This is a genomic window from Microbacterium bandirmense (assembly GCF_037204185.1).
Classification (GTDB): domain Bacteria; phylum Actinomycetota; class Actinomycetes; order Actinomycetales; family Microbacteriaceae; genus Microbacterium; species Microbacterium bandirmense.
The window spans coordinates 93,330-106,663 of sequence record NZ_JBBDGM010000003.1; the positions used below are offsets into that span (position 1 = coordinate 93,330).

The 13,334-nt window shown below is 69.9% G+C and carries 11 protein-coding genes; all 11 read left to right on the plus strand.

Annotation, left to right across the window (positions count from 1 at the left end):
• Positions 1-170 precede the first annotated feature (170 nt).
• A complete protein-coding gene (gene pyrR, locus WDU99_RS04220; protein ID WP_337331195.1) occupies positions 171-701 on the plus strand; it encodes a bifunctional pyr operon transcriptional regulator/uracil phosphoribosyltransferase PyrR in 531 nt (176 codons plus the stop codon).
• The gene (locus tag WDU99_RS04225; RefSeq protein WP_337331196.1) at positions 698-1,666 is read left to right on the plus strand and encodes an aspartate carbamoyltransferase catalytic subunit; all 969 of its coding nucleotides are present in this window, start codon (positions 698-700) and stop codon (positions 1,664-1,666) included. Before pyrR ends, WDU99_RS04225 begins: the two co-directional genes overlap by 4 nt.
• A 1-nt stretch (position 1,667) precedes the next feature.
• A complete protein-coding gene (locus tag WDU99_RS04230) occupies positions 1,668-2,984 on the plus strand; it encodes a dihydroorotase (protein WP_337331197.1) in 1,317 nt (438 codons plus the stop codon).
• Entirely contained in the window at positions 2,981-3,487 is a 507-nt protein-coding gene (locus WDU99_RS04235; protein ID WP_337331198.1) for a PH-like domain-containing protein, read from the plus strand. The genes WDU99_RS04230 and WDU99_RS04235 overlap by 4 nt, the downstream gene beginning before the upstream one ends.
• Positions 3,484-4,650: a glutamine-hydrolyzing carbamoyl-phosphate synthase small subunit gene (gene carA, locus WDU99_RS04240; RefSeq protein WP_337331199.1), complete on the plus strand. Its 1,167-nt coding sequence runs from the start codon at positions 3,484-3,486 to the stop codon at positions 4,648-4,650. Before WDU99_RS04235 ends, carA begins: the two co-directional genes overlap by 4 nt.
• Positions 4,650-7,937 (plus strand): carbamoyl-phosphate synthase large subunit, encoded by a 3,288-nt coding sequence (gene carB / locus WDU99_RS04245; RefSeq protein WP_337331200.1) that lies wholly within the window; start codon positions 4,650-4,652, stop codon positions 7,935-7,937. Before carA ends, carB begins: the two co-directional genes overlap by 1 nt.
• Complete coding sequence (gene pyrF, locus WDU99_RS04250; RefSeq protein WP_337331201.1) at positions 7,934-8,797, plus strand: orotidine-5'-phosphate decarboxylase; 864 nt, start codon at positions 7,934-7,936, stop codon at positions 8,795-8,797. The genes carB and pyrF overlap by 4 nt, the downstream gene beginning before the upstream one ends.
• Positions 8,790-9,698, plus strand: a complete 909-nt coding sequence (gene gmk / locus WDU99_RS04255) for a guanylate kinase (RefSeq protein WP_337331202.1) — start codon at positions 8,790-8,792, stop codon at positions 9,696-9,698. Before pyrF ends, gmk begins: the two co-directional genes overlap by 8 nt.
• Before the next feature lie 75 nt (positions 9,699-9,773).
• The gene (gene rpoZ, locus WDU99_RS04260; protein ID WP_179410807.1) at positions 9,774-10,028 is read left to right on the plus strand and encodes a DNA-directed RNA polymerase subunit omega; all 255 of its coding nucleotides are present in this window, start codon (positions 9,774-9,776) and stop codon (positions 10,026-10,028) included.
• Positions 10,029-10,136: 108 nt separating this feature from the next.
• Positions 10,137-11,333 (plus strand): methionine adenosyltransferase, encoded by a 1,197-nt coding sequence (gene metK / locus WDU99_RS04265; protein WP_337331203.1) that lies wholly within the window; start codon positions 10,137-10,139, stop codon positions 11,331-11,333.
• Between the two features lie 7 nt (positions 11,334-11,340).
• Positions 11,341-13,317 carry a primosomal protein N' family DNA-binding protein gene (locus WDU99_RS04270; RefSeq protein WP_337331204.1) on the plus strand — a complete coding sequence of 659 codons (1,977 nt, stop codon included), beginning with the start codon at positions 11,341-11,343 and terminating at the stop codon, positions 13,315-13,317.
• The last annotated feature ends 17 nt before the right edge of the window (positions 13,318-13,334 follow it).

Consider the following 13,334-nt stretch of genomic DNA (forward strand, 5'->3'; position numbering starts at 1 on the left):
GCACAGGCTGTTTCACGAGCACAGGCTGAATCCGGCGAAAGCAGCCTGTACTCGGTAACGAGCCTGCTCCCGTGCACGGCATCGTGCGCAGCAGCCGGCACGGCCCGGGCTAGACTGGAGCCATCACCACCTTTAACACCGTCCTGTGAGGCGGAGAAGGGAAGTGGCCGTTGTCTGCACGCACAGTGCTGCAAGAAGCCGATATCACGCGCGCCCTGACGCGCATCGCCCATGAGATCCTCGAATCCAACCGCGGCGCGGAAGGCCTGATCCTTCTCGGCATCCCGACGCGCGGCGTGACTCTCGCCGACCGGCTCGGCCCGGTCATCTCCGGCATCGCCGGCGTCGAGATCCCCGTCGGCTCGATCGACATCACGCTGTTCCGCGACGATCTCTCCCAGCATCCGACGCGCGCCCCCAAGCGCACCGACATCCCGGCCGGCGGCATCGACGGCAAGACGGTCGTGCTCGTCGACGACGTGCTGTTCTCGGGCCGCAGCATCCGCGCCGCCCTCGATGCGCTGCAGTCGATCGGTCGGCCCGCCGCCGTGCGCTTGGCGATCCTCGTCGACCGCGGTCACCGCGAGCTGCCCATCCGTCCCGACTTCGTCGGGAAGAACATCCCGTCCTCCCGCCAGGAACGCGTCAATGTGCGCCTGCGCGAGCTCGACGGCGCCGATGAGGTGACGATCGAATCATGAGGCACCTGCTCGACACCCGCACGCTCGACCGAGTCCAGGCACTCCGCATCCTCGACGTCGCCGAGGACATGTCCGACACCCAGTCCCGGCAGGTCAAGAAGCTGCCGACGCTGCTCGGCAAGACCGTCGTCAACCTGTTCTTCGAGGACTCCACGCGCACCCGGATCTCGTTCGAGGCCGCGGCGAAGCGCCTCTCGGCCGACGTCATCAACTTCGCCGCCAAGGGCTCCAGCGTCTCGAAGGGCGAGAGTCTGAAGGACACCGCGCAGACCCTGCAGGCGATGGGAGCGGATGCTGTCGTGATCCGCCACCCGGCCTCCGGCGCACCCCGCACGCTGGCGACCAGCGGCTGGATCTCGGCGGGCGTGCTCAATGCCGGCGACGGCACCCACGAGCATCCCACTCAGGCCCTGCTCGACGCGTTCACGATCCGCAAGCGCCGGTTCGGCGCCGACAGCCGCGGCCGGGACCTCTCGGGTCTGCGCGTGACGATCGTGGGCGATGTGCTGCACTCCCGGGTTGCGCGATCGAACGTGTGGCTGCTGTCGCTGCTGGGCGCTGACGTCACCCTCGTGACGCCGCCGACGCTCGTGCCGCAGAACGTCAGCCAGTGGCCGGTGCGCGTCCTCTACGATCTCGACGCGGCACTCGCTGAAGGGCCCGACGCCGTGATGATGCTGCGCATCCAGGCCGAGCGCATGCACGCCGCGTATTTCCCCACTGAGCGGGAATATTCCAGGCTCTGGGGTCTCGACGCCGTGCGGGCGGCATCGCTGCCGAGCGGTAGCATTGTCATGCACCCCGGACCCATGAACCGCGGCCTGGAGATCTCCTCCGAAGCCGCCGATTCGCCCCGCTCGACGGTACTCGAGCAGGTGGCCAACGGCGTCTCGGTGCGCATGGCCGTGCTGTACCTGCTGCTGGCGGGCGAGCGAGACGAAGTCGGAAAGAACGAGGGGAAGTGAAATGAGCCAGACCCTCGTCATCGGAGGAGTCCAGCTGCTCGGCCGCGACAGCGCCGACATCGTCATCGAGAACGGCGTCATCGCCGAGATCGGAACCGGCCTGAGCCGATCGGGTGCGCGCGTGATCGACGCCGCGGGGCTGGTTGCCCTGCCCGGACTCGTCGACCTGCACACCCACCTGCGCGAGCCGGGCTTCGAAGCATCCGAGACGGTACTCACGGGTACCCGTGCCGCGGCCGCCGGTGGTTTCACCGCGGTGTTCGCGATGCCCAACACACAGCCGGTCGCCGATACCGCCGGCGTCGTCGAGCAGGAGCTCGCCCTGGGCGAGGCGGCCGGCTACGCCACCGTGCAGCCGATCGGCGCCGTGACGGTCGGTCAGAAGGGCGAGCGTCTCGCCGAGCTCGGCGCCATGGCCTCGTCGCGCGCGAAGGTCCGCGTCTTCAGCGATGACGGCTTCTGCGTCTGGGACCCGCTGATCATGCGCCGCGCGCTCGAGTACGTGAAGTCCTTCGACGGTGTCATCGCGCAGCACGCGCAGGATCCGCGTCTGACCGAGGGCGCGCAGATGAACGAGGGCATCGTGTCGGCCGAGCTCGGACTGACCGGTTGGCCCGCGGTCGCCGAGGAGTCGATCATCGCGCGCGACGTGCTGCTCGCAGAACACGTCGGATCCCGCCTGCACGTGTGCCACCTGTCCACGGCCGGCAGCGTCGACATCATCCGCTGGGCCAAGAAGCGCGGCATCAACGTGACCGCCGAGGTCACCCCGCACCACCTGCTGCTGACCGACGAACTGGTCCGTGACTATGACGCGCGCTACAAGGTGAACCCACCCCTGCGCACGCGCGAGGACGTGATGGCCGTCCGTGAGGGACTCGCCGACGGCACGATCGACATCGTCGCCACCGACCACGCACCGCACCCCGCCGAGAACAAGGCGTGTGAGTGGCAAGCCGCGGCGAACGGCATGGTCGGCCTCGAGAGCGCCCTGCGCGTCGTGCACACCTCGATGGTGGACACCGGGATGCTGGACTGGGCCGATGTCGCGCGCGTGCTCAGCACGACGCCTGCGCGCATCGGACAGCTCGAGGGCTTCGGCACGCTCGAGGTGGGCAGGCCCGCGCACGTGACGCTGTACGACCCGAGCATCCCCGGCGTCTTCACCGAAGCCGATCTGCACGGCCGCAGCCACAACTCGCCGTACCTCGGACGCGAGCTTCCGGGTCGCGTGCAGTGGACCATCCACGGTGGCGTCGTGACCCTCGACGGCGGCGCGCTCGTCGAGGGCATCACGAGCGGGGAGGACCGCGTATGACGCGCGAGCTCGCCGGCCTGATCATGGCCGTCATCGCCGCGGCAGTGCTGCTGACGATGTTCTTCGCCTGGCGTGCGCGTCTGCGCCGGGACGCCGGTCTGGTCGCACCGATCGGCGTGCCCGAGCACGCCGAGGTCACCGGGCGTCACGAGATCCTGTACGTCGCGACGACCCGGCACGACGAGCCTCTCGAGCGCGTCGCGGTGCGTCCGCTCACCTATCGCGCGCGGGGTGAACTCGTGCTCACCGACCGCGGGATCGCCCTGAGCCTCGATGGCGCGCCGACCGTGTTCCTCGCCTCCGAGCGGCTGACCGCCGTCGATCGCGCGACCGTGACCATCGACCGCGTCGTCGAACCCGACGGGCTCATCCGCCTCGTGTGGCGCGTGGCCGACGCCGCCAGCGTCGACTCCTACATCCGGCCGATCTCGGCCGATCCTCAGCAGATCCTTCCGGGGCTCCAGCGCCTGTGCGCAGCCCCGGAGAATGGAGAGAACCCTTGACCACCCTCACTTCGGACTCCGCCGTACTCGTCCTCGAGGACGGCACCCGCTTCATCGGGCGTGCGTACGGCACGCGCGGCACAACCCTGGGCGAGGTCGTCTTCGCCACCGGCATGTCCGGCTACCAGGAGACCCTGACCGACCCCTCGTACGCGGGCCAGATCGTGCTGCAGACGGCGCCGCACATCGGCAACACCGGAATGAACTCCGAAGACGACGAGTCGTCGAAGATCTGGGTCGCCGGCTACATCGTGCGAGACCCCGCACGTCGGGTTTCGAACTGGCGCGCTGAGGAGTCGCTCGATGACGCTCTCGTCCGCGACGGGATCGTCGGCATCAGCGGCATCGACACCCGCGCGGTGACCCGCCGCATCCGCGACACCGGCGCGATGCGCGGCGGCATCTTCTCTGGTCCCGACGCCGCGCTCGACGCCGAGGAGCAGCTGCGACGGGTGACCGACGCCCCGCAGATGGCCGGACAGAACCTCTCGGCCACCGTCTCGGTGACCAAGGCCCGCCTGCTGCCGGCGACCGCCGAGCGCATCGGCAACCTCGCCGTCATCGACCTCGGGGTCAAGCAGTCCACCCTCGACAACCTCACAGCCCTCGGCTTCGACGTGCACGTGCTGCCGCAGTCGGCGACCTTCGCCGAGATCCAGGCGACCTCACCGGTCGGCGTGTTCTACTCCAACGGGCCCGGCGACCCCTCGGCCTCCGACAAGCAGGTCGCCGTGCTGCGCGAGGTGCTCGACGCGAAGTTGCCCTACTTCGGCATCTGCTTCGGCAACCAGCTGTTCGGCCGGGCCCTCGGCCTCGGCACCTACAAGCTGCAGTTCGGTCACCGCGGGCTGAACCAGCCCGTGCTCGACAAGGCGACCGGTCGGGTGGAGATCACCGCCCACAACCATGGTTTCGCCGTCGAGGCGCCCCTGGAGGGCGTCTTCGACAGCCCACACGGCTACGGCCCCGTCGAGGTCAGCCACGTCGGACTCAACGATCAGGTCGTCGAAGGCCTCCGCGCCCACGGCATCCCGGCGTTCTCCGTGCAGTACCACCCCGAGGCGGCGGCAGGACCCCACGACGCCCACTATCTCTTCACCCGCTTCCGCGATCTCGTCATCGCGACCCAAGCTCAGGGATCCATGCAGGAGGGCAACAAGTAATGCCGAAGCGCGACGACATCAATTCCGTCCTGGTCATCGGCTCCGGTCCGATCGTGATCGGCCAGGCCTGCGAGTTCGACTACTCGGGCACCCAGGCCTGCCGTGTGCTGCGTGAGGAGGGCGTGCGCGTCATCCTGGTCAACTCCAACCCGGCCACGATCATGACCGACCCCGACTTCGCCGACGCGACGTACATCGAGCCGATCACCCCCGAGGTGATCGAGACGATCATCGCGAAGGAGAAGCCGGATGCCATCCTGCCGACCCTCGGCGGACAGACCGCCCTCAACGCGGCCATGGCGCTGCACGAGCGCGGCATCCTCGACAAGTACGACGTCGAGCTGATCGGCGCGAAGGTCGACGCCATCCGCAAGGGCGAGGACCGCCAGATCTTCAAGGAGCTGGTCATCGAGGCCGGCGCCGACGTCGCGAAGTCGGTCATCTGCCACTCGATGGACGAGCTGCTCGCCGGTGCGGCCGAACTGGGCTACCCCCTGGTCGTGCGCCCCAGCTTCACGATGGGCGGTCTGGGCTCGGGCTTCGCCTACGACGAGGAGGACCTGCGCCGCATCGGCGGTGCGGGACTGCACGACTCGCCCACGAACGAGGTGCTCCTCGAGGAGTCGATCCTCGGGTGGAAGGAGTACGAGCTCGAGCTGATGCGCGACACCGCCGACAACACGGTGGTCGTCTGCTCGATCGAGAACGTCGACCCGGTCGGTGTGCACACCGGAGACTCGATCACGGTCGCCCCGGCGCTAACGCTGACCGACCGCGAGTTCCAGAAGATGCGCGACATCTCGATCGACATCATCCGCGCGGTCGGCGTCGACACCGGGGGCTGCAACATCCAGTTCGCCGTCGACCCCGCCGACGGCCGCATCATCGTCATCGAGATGAACCCCCGGGTGTCGCGCTCGTCGGCACTGGCGTCGAAGGCCACGGGCTTCCCGATCGCGAAGCTCGCCGCCAAGCTGGCGCTCGGCTACCGCCTCGACGAGATCCCCAACGACATCACCGGCGTGACGCCCGCGAGCTTCGAGCCGACGCTCGACTACGTGGTCGTCAAGGTGCCGCGGTTCGCGTTCGAGAAGTTCCCCGCGGCGGATGCCACGCTCACGACCACCATGAAGTCGGTCGGCGAGGCGATGGCGATCGGCCGCAACTACACCACCGCGCTGCAGAAGGCGCTGCGCTCGCTCGAGAAGCGCGGGTCCAGCTTCCACTGGGGCCATGAGGATCGCTCCGTCGAGGAGCTGCTCGAGATCGCCAAGACCCCCACCGACGGGCGCATCGTCGTGCTGCAGCAGGCGCTGCGCAAGGGTGCGACGATCGAGCAGGCGTTCGACGCCACGGCGATGGACCCCTGGTTCCTCGACCAGATCGTGCTGATCAACGAGGTCGCCGATGCCGTCACCGGCGCGGCCGAGCTCGATGCGGCCGCGCTGCGTCACGCCAAGGAGCACGGCTTCTCGGACGCGCAGATCGCGCAGCTGCGCGGCCTGGATGAGGCCGAGGTCCGCGGCATCCGCCACGGTCTCGATGTGCGCCCGGTGTACAAGACGGTCGACACCTGCGCGGGGGAGTTCCCGGCGCTGACGCCCTACCACTACTCCAGCTACGACTTCGAGAACGAGGTCGCGCCGAGCGATCGCACGAAGGTGGTCATCATCGGCTCCGGGCCGAACCGTATCGGGCAGGGCGTCGAGTTCGACTACTCGTGCGTGCACGCGTCGTTCGCGCTGTCGGATGCCGGGTACGAGACCGTGATGGTCAACTGCAACCCCGAGACGGTCTCGACGGACTACGACACCTCCGACCGCCTGTACTTCGAGCCGCTGACCCTGGAGGACGTGCTCGAGGTCCTCGACGCCGAGGCGCGCAGCGGCAGCATCCTCGGTGTGGTGTGCCAGCTCGGCGGTCAGACCCCGCTCGGTCTCGCCAAGGGCATCGAGGCGGCCGGTTACACGGTGCTCGGCACCAGCCCCGACGCGATCGACCTCGCCGAGGAGCGCGAGCTGTTCGCGCGCCTGCTCGACGATGCCGACCTCGTCGCTCCCCGCAACGGCACGGCGATCGACGTCGACGGCGCCGTGCGCATCGCCGAGGAGATCGGGTACCCGGTGCTGGTGCGCCCCAGCTTCGTGCTCGGCGGCCGCGGCATGGAGATCGTGTACGACACCGCGTCGCTGCGCGACTACTTCGTGCGCACGGCCGGCGAGGTCATCATCGAGGAGGGCAAGCCGCTGCTCGTGGACCGCTTCCTCGACGATGCGATCGAGCTCGACGTCGACGCACTGTACGACGGCACCGACCTGTACATCGGCGGCGTCATGGAGCACCTCGAGGAGGCCGGCATCCACTCCGGCGACTCCAGCTGCACCCTGCCGCCGGTCTCACTCGGGCGCACCGACATCGACCGGGTCCGAGAGGCCACGCTCGCGATCGCCGAGGGTGTCGGCGTCCGAGGCCTGCTCAACGTGCAGTTCGCGATCAGCGCCGGGGTGCTCTACGTGATCGAGGCGAACCCTCGCGCCAGCCGCACCGTGCCGTTCGTGTCGAAGGCGCTGGGCATCCCGCTCGCGAAGGCCGCCAGCCGCATCATGGCGGGCGCCACTGTCGCCGAGCTCATCGCCGAGGGCATGCTGCCCGCACAGGACGGCTCACGCGTGCCGCTGGGCGCGCCGGTGGCGGTGAAGGAGGCGGTGCTGCCCTTCAAGCGGTTCCGCACGCACGACGGCAAGGTCGTCGACTCGGTGCTCGGCCCCGAGATGCGCTCCACCGGCGAGGTGATGGGCATCGACCGCGACTTCCCGACCGCTTTCGCGAAGAGCCAGGCTGCCGCGTACGGCGGCATGCCGACCTCGGGCACCGTGTTCATCTCGGTGGCGGACGCCGACAAGCGCGCCGTGATCCTGCCCGCACACCGTCTGCAGCAGCTCGGTTTCACCCTGGTCGCGACCGAGGGGACCGCCGAGATCCTCAGCCGCAACGGCATCGACGTCACGGTGGTGTCGAAGTTCAGCGAGACGCAGGACGGCGGCGGCGAGAACATCGTCGACCTCATCAACGACGGCCGCATCGACATCGTCGTGAACACCCCCAGCGGGGGTGCGGCGCGCGCCGACGGGTACGAGATCCGTGCCGCAGCCGTCGCCGCCGACAAGGCGCTGTTCACCACAATGGCCGTGCTCGGGGCGGCGGTGAGCGGAATGGATGCCGCGCACGACGGCTTCGAGGTGCGCAGCCTGCAGGAGTACGAACTCGACCGCAGGGCGTCGGCGTGACGCAGTCATTCGGCGCCCGCCTGCGGACGGCTCTCGACACGCACGGCCCGCTGTGCGTGGGGATCGACCCGCATGCCGCGCTGCTCGAGCAGTGGGGCCTGGCGCAGGACGCCGACGGCGTGCGCACCTTCGGTCTGCGCGTCGTGGCGGCCGCCGCCGGCCGGGTGGGCGTCGTCAAGCCGCAGGTGGCGTTCTTCGAACGGTTCGGATCACGCGGGTTCGCCGCGCTGGAGGACGTCACGGCGGCGGCCCGTGCCGCCGGCCTGCTCGTGCTGGCCGACGCCAAGCGGGGGGATATCGGCTCGACCATGGCCGGCTACGCGTCCGCATGGCTCGAGCCGGGGTCTCCGCTCGAGGCGGATGCCGTGACGATCAGCCCCTACCTCGGGCCGGAATCGCTGCGTGAGACCCTCACCGCCGCCGTGCGCGCTGAGAAGGGCGTGTTCGTGCTGGCCGCGACCAGCAACCCCGAGGCTGCCGCCCTGCAGACCGCGCAGACCGTCGACGTCGCCGCCGGCGAGGGCGAGACCGTGGCACGTCGTGTCGCGCGGGATGTCACGTGGGTGAACGATTCGGATGCCTTCGCGGGCGGGCTGGGGCCGGTGGGGCTCGTGATCGGCGCGACCGTCGACCGTGCGGCGTTCGGTCTCGACGAGGCCGGGCTGCAGCGCACACCGGTGCTGGCTCCGGGATTCGGAGCCCAGGGTGTCGAACCCGAGGAGCTCGTCGCGCGATTCGGGATGCTCTCGCACAACGTCCTCGCCAGCGAGAGCCGCAGCATCCTCGGCGCCGGACCCGACGACATCGCCGAGGCCATCACCGCGCGTGGAGCGCGCTACCAGGAGGTTCTTCGTGGCTGAACGCCGTGCCGTACCCGAGGTCGACCGTGCCGCCGCGTCGCGGCGGGCACTCGAGCGCCGCCGTGCGCGGGCGTCGCTGAAGCGCGACCTCACGTCGCGGGTGACCGCGCCGCAGAGTGTGCTGCGCCAGGCCATTGAGGAGCCCGACTCGGATGCCGCGACCATGCGGGTCACGGACTTCCTGATGGCGCTTCCCGCGATCGGCGCCGGAAAGCGCGATCGCGTGCTCGACGAACTCGGCATCTCGGCCGTGAAACGGCTCGGCGGTCTCGGCGTGCGGCAGCGTGCCGCCCTCGCCGGGTGGCTCGACGAGCGGTTCCCGCCGCACCGCCCGCGCGCCGCGCGCAGCAGGCTACTGGTGCTGGCCGGACCCACCGCCGTCGGCAAGGGCACTGTCGCCGCACACATCCGCGAGACCCACCCCGAGATCCACCTCTCGGTGTCGGCGACGACCCGTGCGCCGCGCCCCGGCGAGGTCGACGGCGTGCACTACTACTTCGTCGACGACGCCGAGTTCGACCGTCTGATCGCCGCCGGGCAACTGCTCGAACACGCGACCGTGCACAACAGGTATCGCTACGGCACCCCGCGCGGTCCGGTCGACGCGGCGCTGGCGGCCGGCAAGACCGTGCTGCTCGAGATCGACCTGCAGGGGGCACGGCAGGTGCGGGCGGCCGAGCCGGCGGCATCCCTCGTCTTCCTCCTCCCGCCGACGTGGGACGAACTGGTGAACCGACTGGTCGGACGCGGCACCGAGGGCGACGAGGAGCGTGCCCGCCGACTGCGCACTGCGCGCACCGAACTGGCCGCCCAGAACGAGTTCGATTACCTCGTCGTGAACGCCGACGTCGCCAGCGCGGCCGAAGAGGTCGTAGAATTGTCCTCAGGCTCTGCGCACTGACCCCGCTCGCGCGCATCCACCGATTTCGCGGCACGTCGTAATCGACGACATCGCCGCCTGACCAGGAGGTCCACCATGGCCGGAACCAACCAGGGCATCATCGACCCGCCCATCGACAACCTGCTCGAGCGCGTCGAGTCGAAGTACGAGCTCGTCATCTACGCGTCGAAGCGCGCGCGCCAGATCAACGACTACTACTCGGACCTGCACGAGGGCAACCTGTTCGACAACGTCGGACCGCTCGTCGACTCGTCGGTGGAGGACAAGCCCCTCACCATCGCCCTGCACGAGATCAACGAAGACAAGCTCCGCATCCGTCACGCCGAGTGACGATCACCCTGTGAGCCGCCGACGTCCGTCACCGGATGTCGGCGGCTTCATGCACACTGGCGTCGAGCCGAATCCGGCTCCGCCCGAATCTTCCGATCTGGAGCACCGATGAGCGCGCTGCGTCTGTTCACGTCCGAATCCGTCACCGAGGGCCACCCCGACAAGATCTGCGACCAGATCTCGGACAGCATCCTCGACGGGCTGCTGACGGTCGACCGCGGGTCCCGCGTCGCCGTCGAGACGCTCGTCACCACCGGATTGGTGCATGTCGCCGGCGAGATCCGCTCCGAGGGCTACGTCGACATCCCGACCATCGTCCGCGACGTGGTCAACGGCATCGGCTACACCTCGAGCGACACCGGCTTCGACGGCTCGTCCTGCGGTGTGAGCATCTCGGTGGGGGAGCAGTCCAGCGACATCGCCTCGGGTGTCGACCAGGCCCAGGAGCACCGCGAGGGCAGCTCCACCGACCCGAGGGATCTGCTCGGCGCCGGTGACCAGGGCATCATGTTCGGCTTCGCAACCAACGAGACTCCGCAACTGATGCCCATGGCCGCCTGGACGGCGCATCGCATCGCCGAGCGGCTGACCGAGGTGCGGCGATCGGGTGAGCTGTACTTCCTGCGCCCCGACGGCAAGACCCAGGTGACGCTGGGCTACGAGGGACACACGCCGAAGACGGTCGACGCTGTGGTGCTGTCGACCCAGCACCACCCCGAGATCTCGCAGGAGGATCTGCGCGACGCCGTGCGCGAGAAGGTGATCGACCCGGTGCTGGCACAGACCGGCCTCGACCTGGCATCCGATCTGAAGTACTACATCAACCCCGCAGGACCCTTCGTGATCGGCGGGCCCAAGGGCGACGCCGGCCTGACCGGACGCAAGATCATCATCGACACCTACGGCGGGGCCGCCCGCCACGGCGGTGGCGCGTTCAGCGGCAAGGACCCGTCGAAGGTTGATCGCTCGGGCGCCTACGCCATGCGCTGGGTCGCCAAGAACGTGGTCGCCGCGGGACTCGCCGATCGCGCAGAGGTGCAGGTCGCCTACGCGATCGGCGTGGCGCGACCGGTCGGTCTGTACGTCGAGACGTTCGGCACCGGCAAGGTCGCCGACGAGGTGATCACCCGGGCGATCACCGACGTGTTCGATCTGCGTCCGCAGGCGATCATCGAGGAGCTCGACCTGCTGCGTCCCATCTACGCGCAGACCGCCGCCTACGGGCACTTCGGCCGCGAGCTGCCGGACTTCACCTGGGAGCAGACCACGCGCGCGGACGAGCTGCGCCGCGCCGCCGGCGTCTGAGACCGCCGTGACCGAGGCCGCGGCCCCGGCGCAGGCCCCTGCGGCTGAGACAGGGCGGCGCATCGCGAGGGTGCTGATCGACTCTCCGCTGCCGCAGTTGGACCGGCTGTTCGACTACGCCGTGCCCGATGAGCTCGGCGACGTCTCGCCCGGGACGCGCATCAAGGCCCCGCTGCGCACGGCGGGCCGGGTCGTCGACGGCTTCGTCATCGAGATCGACAGCGAGCCCGACGCCTCGCGGCCCCTCTCCGAGATCGAGAGCGTCGTGTCACCGGTCGTCGTGCTGCCCGATCGGCTGTACCGGCTCGCGCGGCGGGTGGCCGACCGCGCGGCCGGGTCGGCGTCGGACGTGCTGCGGCTTGCGATCCCCAAGCGGCAGGTGCGCGTCGAGAAGTCCTGGCAGCCCGTCACTCAGGTTCCCGACGTCGATGAAAGCGCGCTGCGCCGCGCCCGTGAAGTCGTCGGCGCCTACGACGGTCTCGATGCGGTGCTTGATGATGGCGGACGGGCGGCCGTGGAGGCGATCCCCGTGCAGCAGGGGGATGCCCCCGGCTGGGCGACTCTGCTCGCCGCGGCGGCGACGCTCGAATGGGCGCGGACGCGCTCCAGCATCCTGATCGTGCCCGACTACCGCGACCAGGAGCTGCTGCTGGCCGCCCTGGCGGAGCTGCTGCCGGCCGAGGCCGTCGTGCGCCACGACGCCCGGCAGAGCAACTCCGATCGCTACCGCGCCTACCTGCGCACGCTCGATGACGCCCCCTGCGTCGTGGTCGGCAACCGCTCGGCGGTGTACTCGCCGGTGCAGGCCGGCCTGGTTGTGGTGTGGGATGACGGTGACCCGCTGCTCGCCGAGCCGCTGGCCCCGTACGTGCATGCCCGCGACGCGGCCCTGGTCCGCCAGGAGCAGGAGCAGAGCGCGCTGCTGCTCGTCGGCCACACCCGCACGACCGATGCCGAGCGGCTGGTCGTGGGCGGGTGGATGCAGGATGTCACCGCGACCAGACGCACGATCCCGCAGGTGCGCCTGAGCACGCCGCAGGAGCTGGAGCACACCACTCAGCGTGTGCCCTCGAGTGCTTTTGCCGCGGCGCGAGCCGCCACCGCGGAGGGCCCGGTGCTCGTGCAGGTCGCCCGCCCCGGCTTCGCGCCGAGTCTGGTGTGCGCGACGTGCCGTGCTCCGGCGCGGTGTCTGCACTGCGGGGGACCGCTGGGCGCCCGCCGGCGCGGCGCCGTGCCGGTGTGCGGCTGGTGCGGCCGGTCGGCGAACTCCTGGCGATGCGGGCAGTGCGAGTCGGACCAGGTGCGGCTCGCCTCGTCCGGCACGGAACGCACGGCCGACGAACTGGGGCGCGCCTTTCCCGGTGTGCGCGTGATCGTCTCGGACGGCGCGCACCCCGTGCAGCACGTCGATGCGAAGCCGGCGCTCGTGGTCGCGACACGCGGTGCCGAGCCGATCGCCGCGGGCGGATACCGCGCGGTGATCCTGCTGGACGGGGCTCGGATGCTGCAGGCCCCCGAGCTGCGGATCGGCGAATCGTGCCTGCGATGGTGGTGCAACGCGGCCGCGCTTGCCGCACCGGGCGCCCCCGTGCACCTCGTCGGGGTGAACGGTCCGGTGGCGAGAGCACTGGCGACATGGACCCCTGCTGCCTACGCACGCAGCGAGCTCGAGGCGCGCGCGCCACTGCACATGCCGCCCACCACGCGGATGGCGCAGATCGATGGACTCCCGGCATCGGTGCGTGCGGCGTTGGACGCCGTCGCCGAGCTCGGCGTGCGCGGGGAAGCCGTGCTCGGTCCAGTGCCGATCGGCGACGAGGGGCGAATGCGGGCACTGGTGCGGTTCGGCTACGCCGCAGGCCAGGCCGTCGCAACCCGGCTGCGCGCATCGGTGATCGCCGAAGCCGCGCAGAGCCGTCGAGGCCGGGCACGGACGCGGATCCCGCTGGCCGTGCACCTCGATATCCTCGAACCAGACCTCTGACCACACCACCCTCCGGA